This window comes from Micromonospora sp. NPDC049580 (assembly GCF_040675595.1).
Taxonomy (GTDB): Bacteria; Actinomycetota; Actinomycetes; order Mycobacteriales; family Micromonosporaceae; genus Micromonospora.
In genome coordinates, this window is the sequence record NZ_JBFAPG010000347.1 from 1 (window position 1) to 6,877 (window position 6,877).

5 protein-coding genes are annotated in these 6,877 nt (G+C 70.4%); 3 read left to right on the top strand and 2 right to left on the bottom strand.

The window, feature by feature from the left end:
• Positions 1 to 2,265 (bottom strand): BTAD domain-containing putative transcriptional regulator (locus AB0J68_RS23465; RefSeq protein ID WP_363940478.1); only part of this gene is annotated, 2,265 nt, incomplete at its 3' end.
• Positions 2,266 to 2,439: 174 nt separating this feature from the next.
• Between AB0J68_RS23465 and AB0J68_RS23470 the strand changes: the two genes are divergently transcribed.
• From AB0J68_RS23470 to gntF, 3 genes are read left to right on the top strand one after another with little or no spacing between them, the layout of a single operon-like run.
• On the top strand, positions 2,440 to 4,068 hold the full coding sequence (locus AB0J68_RS23470; protein ID WP_363940479.1) for an AMP-binding protein: 1,629 nt from the start codon (positions 2,440 to 2,442) through the stop codon (positions 4,066 to 4,068).
• Positions 4,065 to 4,571, top strand: coding sequence for a pyruvoyl-dependent arginine decarboxylase (locus tag AB0J68_RS23475; RefSeq protein WP_354858590.1), 507 nt, complete (start codon positions 4,065 to 4,067; stop codon positions 4,569 to 4,571). Before AB0J68_RS23470 ends, AB0J68_RS23475 begins: the two co-directional genes overlap by 4 nt.
• The gene (gene gntF, locus AB0J68_RS23480; protein WP_363940480.1) at positions 4,568 to 5,983 is read left to right on the top strand and encodes a guanitoxin biosynthesis pre-guanitoxin forming N-methyltransferase GntF; all 1,416 of its coding nucleotides are present in this window, start codon (positions 4,568 to 4,570) and stop codon (positions 5,981 to 5,983) included. Before AB0J68_RS23475 ends, gntF begins: the two co-directional genes overlap by 4 nt.
• 634 nt (positions 5,984 to 6,617) lie before the next feature.
• Here the strand turns inward: gntF and AB0J68_RS23485 are convergent.
• Positions 6,618 to 6,877, bottom strand: a 260-nt coding sequence (locus tag AB0J68_RS23485; protein WP_363940481.1) for an RICIN domain-containing protein, incomplete at its 5' end; no start/stop codon positions are given.

Sequence of the window (6,877 nt, forward strand, 5' to 3'; positions counted from 1 at the left end):
TTTGTTTTTCTTTCGTGGGGTTTCATTTTGTTCCTGTAAATCCCCCCGTGGGCCCCGCTGGTGCGGCGCCCCGCGGCCGACCAGGAGGTCCAGTGCCCGCTCCAGGTGGTACCGAGCGGCGTTCGCCTCCCCGATCTGCTGGTGCGTCTCGCCGAGCATGCGGTGCCAGCGGGCCCGATGCAGGGGCGCGACGTGACGTTCCAGGGCCGCGCGGAAGAAGGCCTGAGCCTCCCGGAACCAGCCCAGGCGCTGGTACACCGCCCACAGCCGGACCAGGTGAGCGTCGAGTGTGATCGGGTCGGCGCCGAGGATGAGCCATTCGGTGGCGACCCGCAGGTTCTCCTGCTCCGTTTCCAGACTCGGCCCGCCCTCGGTGCGGGCCTCGCCCGGCGCGGGCAGCAGTGCGACGTGGTGCTCGGCGTGGCGCCACCGGGTCCGCGCCTCCTCCGCGGGGTCCGCGGCCAGGCTCTCGGCCGCGTACTGCCGGAGCAGCTCGTGCATCTCGTAGCGGCCGTCCTCGCCGACCGCGATCAGCGACTGGTCGACGAGGCTGGCCAGCATCGGCAGTCCGGCGCCCGCCACGGCGCCGGCGGCCGCGAGGTCGAAGCTACGGCGCAGCACCGACAACCGCCGTAGGGTCCGGCGTTCCTCCTCGGTCAGCAGCTGCCACGACCAGTCGATCACGGAGCGGAGGCTGCGGTGTCGCCGCTCCACGTCGGGTGCGGTGGTCTCGAGCAGTTCGAGCCCGCTGGCGAGCCGATCGGCGATGGCGGCCGGGGTGGCGGAGCGCACCCAGCGGGCGGCCAGCTCGATGGCCAGCGGCACACCGGCGACCAGCCGGCACACGCGGCCGGCCCCCGCGGTGCCGTCGATGGCGAGGGAGTTGGGACGCAGCAGCCGGGCCCGCTCCTGGAAGAGCTGCACCGCCTCGTAGCCGGCGGCGTCCGCGTCGGCGCCCGGCGGTGGGTACGGCAGACCTGGCACCTCGACCAGCCACTCCACACCCAGCCCCAGCGGCCGCCGGGACGTCACCAACAGCTGCGCGCCGGGTGCTCGCCTCAGGAGTTCGGCGAGCACCCCCGCGCTGTCGCGGAGATGCTCCAGATTGTCGAGCACGAGAAGCAGCTCGCGGCCGGCCAACTGCTCGGCGAGCAGGTCCAGCGGTTCGCGGGGCACAGCCAGGTCGATCTCGAGCGCGCGGGCGAGACCGGCGACGACCAGATCGGCGGCCTCGGCCGGCCGGGCCGGGCTGGTGCCAACGAACGACACGAACACCGTCCCGTCACGACGACGCCCCTGCCGATACGCGGCGACCTCTACCGCCAGCCGGGTCTTTCCGATCCCGCCGGGACCCACCAGGGTCACGAGCCGGCACGTGGGATCATCGAGAAGCTCATGCAGGCGCGCCAGCTCCCTTTCCCGACCGACCAGCGCGGTGAGCGGGCGAGGCAGATCGGTCGGCGGCGACCCGGCCGCCAGGGCCACGTCCTGCCGAGCGGCGGACGCGAGCGGGTCAACACCCAGCGCGGTGAACCCACGGGTGACGGCGATCTCGTCACGGAGGGCAAGCGTGTCCGCCGCCGGCTCGATACCCAACTCCTCCCGAAGGAGATAGCGGCAGGTCTCGTACTGGGCGAGCGCGGCGCTACGCTGACCGCCCACGGCCAGGAACCACATCAACGCACGGTGCGCCTCCTCGTGCAGGCGCTCCAGCTGCAGCAGCCGGCGGGTCACCTCAATCCCGCCGGCAACATCCCGCCGGTCTCTGGCCCGCTGCACGGCACGGTCCATGAGCGCGAGCATGTCCGCCCGAACAGCGGCGCGCCGCTCGGTCAGCCAATCATCGAAAAGCGGCGCTCCCGGGACGCCGAAACCCTCGAGGAACTCGCCTCGGCAGAGCCGGACGGCCTCCAGCAGCTCGTCGTCGTCCTGGTGGGCGGCGGCCACCCGGCTCACCTCCGCGACGTCGACCCACACCTGCCGGCTGTCCGCCAGCGCTATGGTCTGCCTGCTCACTGCCACCTGCTCCGGGACGACCCGGCGCAGCTTGGTCAGCACCAGCCGCAGATTGGCCCGGGCCGTCGGCTCCGGAAGGTCGCTCCAGAGCAACCCGGCCAGCGCCGAGCGTGAGTGCGCGGTGCCGGTGACCGCCAGGTAGAACAGGAGCGCCGTCGCCTTGGCGGAGGCCAGCTCCACCAGGGGACGCCCATCCATCGTCAGCTCGGCCCCGCCGAGCACCCGGACACGCAACTGTTGGTTCCGCATAGCCACCACCGTCGTCGTCCGAAAAGAACTCTATCGCTTTCCACGCTGCGAAAACGGTCGGGAAACGGTCTGCACACGGCAGCTCCCTACGGTCGGCTCATGAGTGTCGGAACCCGGGCCCACCAGCGGCAACCTGCCCAGGTTGGTGCCGGCGTCAACGGTGAAGGAGTAGCCATGGCCGTTGTTCATCCGTCCCGCAGCGATCTGCCGGACGTCCAGGTCGGCGGGACCACCGTGCCATCGCTGGTACTGCGGCATGCCGCCCGTCTCGGCGACAAACCGGCCCTGATCGACGGCGCAACCGGCCGCACGATCAGCTACCGGCAACTCGCCACCGGTGTGGAGCGGGTCGCGGCCGGCCTGGTCGCCCGAGGCTTCGCCCCGGGTGACGTGCTGGCCCTCTACAGCCCCAATTCGCCGGAGTTCGCCCTGGCCGCCTACGGGACGATGGCAGCCGGCGGGATCATCACCGGGGCCAACCCGATGCTCGCCGTCGAGGAGCTGGCCGGTCAGCTCGCCGACGCCGGGGCGCGGATGCTGGTCACCGTGCCGCCGTTCCTGGACCGCGCGGTGGCCGCCGCCGAGCGGGCGGGCGTCGAGGAGGTGCTGGTCTTCGGGGACGCGGTCGGCGCAACGTCGTTCCGTGAACTGATCGCCCACCACCACCCGCCGGCGACGCTCGCGGACGACCCCGATCGCGGACTCGCCGCCCTGCCGTACTCCAGCGGCACCACCGGCCTGCCCAAGGGAGTGGAGCTGACCCACTCGAGCGTGGTGACGAACGTTCGCCAGAGCCAGGCGGTGATGGGTTTCCGCGAGGACGACGTGGTGCTCGCCGCGGCGCCGTTCTTCCACGTCATGGGGTTCAACGTCGTGCTGCCGTGCAGTCTGGCGGCCGGCGCGACCGTCGTCACCCTGGCGCGCTTCGACCTCGAAGCCTTCCTTCGGACGATGGAGGAGTACCGGGTGACGGTCAGTATCGTGTCGCCGCCGATGGCGACCGCGCTGGCCGATCATCCACTGGTGGACGACCACGACCTGTCCTCGTTGCGGAGTCTGGGCGTGGGTGCGGCTCCCCTCGGTGCCGATGTGGAGCAGCGATGCGCCGAGCGGCTCGGGTGTGTGGTCAGCCAGGGCCTCGGCATGACGGAAGCCACCGCCATGGTCGCCGTAGGGCCACTCGACCAGCCGCGGCGCGGGTCGGTCGGTCGACTGGTGCCGAACACCGAGGCGCGCGTCGTCGATCCGAACGGCGGTGCCTACCTTGGTGCCGGGCGCGCCGGCGAGCTATGGATCCGCGGCCCGCAGGTCATGCGGGGCTACCGCGACCGTCCGGAGGCCACGGCCGCCACCATCGACGCCGACGGCTGGCTGCGCACCGGGGACCTGTGCTACTTCGACGAGGACGGTTACCTGTACGTGGTCGACCGGTTGAAAGAATTGATCAAGTACGAGGGGTACCAGGTGGCGCCGGCCGAGTTGGAACACCTGCTGCTCACCCACCCGGCGGTCGCGGACGTGGCCGTGGTACCCCGGCCCGACCCGGACGCCGGCGAAGTGCCGGTCGCGTACGTGGTGCTGCAGGGACCGGCGACAGCTGCGGAACTGCTGGCCTACGTGGCCGAGCGGGTCGCTCCCTATAAGCGGCTCCGCGCCGTCCGGTTCACCTCGTCAGTGCCGAGGGCGCCGTCGGGCAAGCTTTCCCGCCGGGTGCTGGTCGAGGCCGAGCGCACCGGATCGGAACGGGCGCGGACAGTGCAAGACTCCCCGCCCGCAGTCCGCGCGGACGGCGGACAGCGATGAACATCCTGGTGGCCGGAGCCGTCGGCCGTGGCCCGACCGAGCTGGCCGCCTTCGACGCCGCGCTGGTGGCGGCCGGTGTCGCCGACCGGAACCTGATCTACCTCAGCTCGGTGTTGCCGCCCGCCAGCTCCGTCGAGCAGGTCGACCGGATCGGCCGTACACCGGGTAGCTGGGGCGACCGGCTGTACTGCGTGGTGGCACGGGCGCGGACGGCGGTGCCGGACGCACAGGCCTGGGCCGGTCTCGGCTGGGTGCAGGACGACTGCGGGCGCGGACTGCTGGTAGAACACGACGCCGACGACGAGGTGAGCCTGCGGGGGCTGGTGACCACGTCCCTGGACGCGCTGTGCCGCAACCGCGGCACGAGCTTCCCGTCGCGTGGCATCGCGGTCGCCGGCGCCCGCTGCACCGGGCGACCGGTCTGCGCCTTGGTGGTCGCGGTTTTCCAGTCGATGGCCTGGGAGCCGGGCCGACGACCGGCCAGAGCGGCGGCACCGGTATGAACGACATCGGTGCGGCTCCGGTGGGCCGGCCGGCGGACCGTGCCCCGACGACGCACCGCAAGCTCTGGAACTGGGTCTTCAGCCTCGTCGCCACCACGGCATCGGCCTACGCGCTGGAGGCGAGCGTGGTGGCGGCCGGCGCGTGCCTGGTCGCGTCCGACCTGCTCAGCAGCCTCGACCACCGCGGGACGGTGGCGTTTCTGGTCGCCACCTACGCGGTCTGGGGGTTCGGCCTGCGGACCGGTGTGCGGGCGAACTGGACGCTCCTGGCGACGACGGGCACCAGCACCAACGTGTTGTCCAAGGCGTTGTACGACGTGCTCCGGCGCAGGGCGAGCGGTGTCCGCGCACCGCGCCTGGCGGCGGCCCTCGGGTACGCCGGTACCGAGGTCGCCAAGGAGGTGCCCTACTACGCGGGCGCCTTCGGGATCGCCGCCTTCAGCGACTCGATCACCTCGAACGAGGCACTCGTGTTCCTCGGCGGCGCCAACCTGGGCGCCGCCCTGTACGAGTACGGCCTCGCCCGCCTCACCCGAGCCTTCGTGACCCGGCGGCGCCGCCGGTACGCGTCATTCGACACGGACTGGATACCGGCGGAGTACCTCGCCGGCTACTACCGCACCGTCGAACCGGACGAGATCGCCACCATCGCGTTCCTCGTCGAGGCGATGCGACGCGCGGAACGTGGTCAGCCCGTGTTGTTCTTCGGGGTGGGGCCCACCCTGCATCACGTTTTCGCCGCCGCCGAGGTGGCCTCGGAGATCCACCTGGGCGACTACCTGCCGGCGAATCTCAACGAGATCCAGCGGTGGATCGACCGCGAACACGATGCTCACGACTGGCGCCCGTTCGTCCGCTACACCCTGCGGTGTGAGGGGGTCAGCTGCCCGACCGACGAGGACGTGGCGATCCGTGAGGATCTCGCCCGGGAGAAGATCACCGCGCTGATCCGGGTGGACGCCCGGCAGCCCCGCCCGATGGACCGCCGATACGCGACGGTGGTCAGCGCCTACTGCGCGGACTCCGCCACCGCCGACCGGGCGACCTGGCAGTTCTTCATGCGCCACATCACTGGCCTGGTCCGGCCCGGGGGTCTCTTCGTCACCGCGGCCCTGCGCCGCTGCCGCGGTTACACCGTCGGGGAGAAGACTTTTCCCAGTGCGGATGTCGACGAACACGACCTCCGGGCGGTGCTGCGACCCGAATTCGGGCCGCTGGACGGATCAATTGAGGTACGGCAGGTCGCCCGGGAGATCTCACACGGCTACTCGGCAATCGTCCTGTGCTCTGCCCGCAAGCGTCCCCGGCCACCCCACTTCCGCCGAGAATGCGGCGAGGGCAGCACTCGCCGCATTCTACAATGCCCTCACTTACACGACGTCCTACTTCGGCTGGCCCACCGCAATCATTGATAAACTCACCGCGGAGATCGAGGAGTCCATGCCAACGTTCTTCGTGCTACAGGATTGAGGACGCTCGGTGTGGCGCGCTGTGCGCTGGTGAACTTTCAGTCGACTGGCTTTGGCGGCAAGCCATATCGATGGCGTTCTTTCGCTGTTGAGGGCATGGGGCTCACTGCCTTCAGCCGGAACCTGCGCGGGGTTTATTGCATACGTCCCAGCTCATGATCGTGCCGTCGTCGTAGGCGATGATGAGGGCGTCTTGCCACGACATGCTGCGCACTACCCCACGAGGTGTGTCAAGTACGCCGAGAGGCCGTCCCTCTTGAGCGCGCCAGATGTAGAGCATGTAGTCATCGCTGATCTCGGTGGCTCAGCTGCGTCCGCAAGATGGTTCGGGAGTAGCCAGCGGACTCCAACTGCCAGTACGCGCGTTCGACCGTCCGTGCACTCAGCCGCGACGCCCGGGCCTGGCTCACGTACGGGTAGCGAGCGGACCTGGCCCGCGTCTGTCCGGATCGGTAGCTCGTGTCCCACCGTGATGGGATCGCGCCCGACTCGGAGGCACAAACCGTGCCCCCGAGTCGGCGCGACAATCGGCAGCCCGTTACCGGCGGCCGAACTTGACACTCACCTCTGCCACTGGTCAGGAGGCTACGAACTGCCACTGCTGGTTGGTCCCGCCGTTGGCGGTCCACTGCACGACCTGCGCCCCGTCGCTGGTCGAGGCGGCGGAGACGTCGGCTGCCAGTCCGCTGCTGCGGCTGACGATGGTGTAGTAGCCGTCACCGGTGGGCCGCAGGTACCACATCTGGTTGGTGCCGCCATTGGCTGACCACTGCTGCAGTTGCAGGCCCGCCGTGGTGCTGCCGCCGTTGACGTCCAGCACCTTTCCGGAGGCGGTGT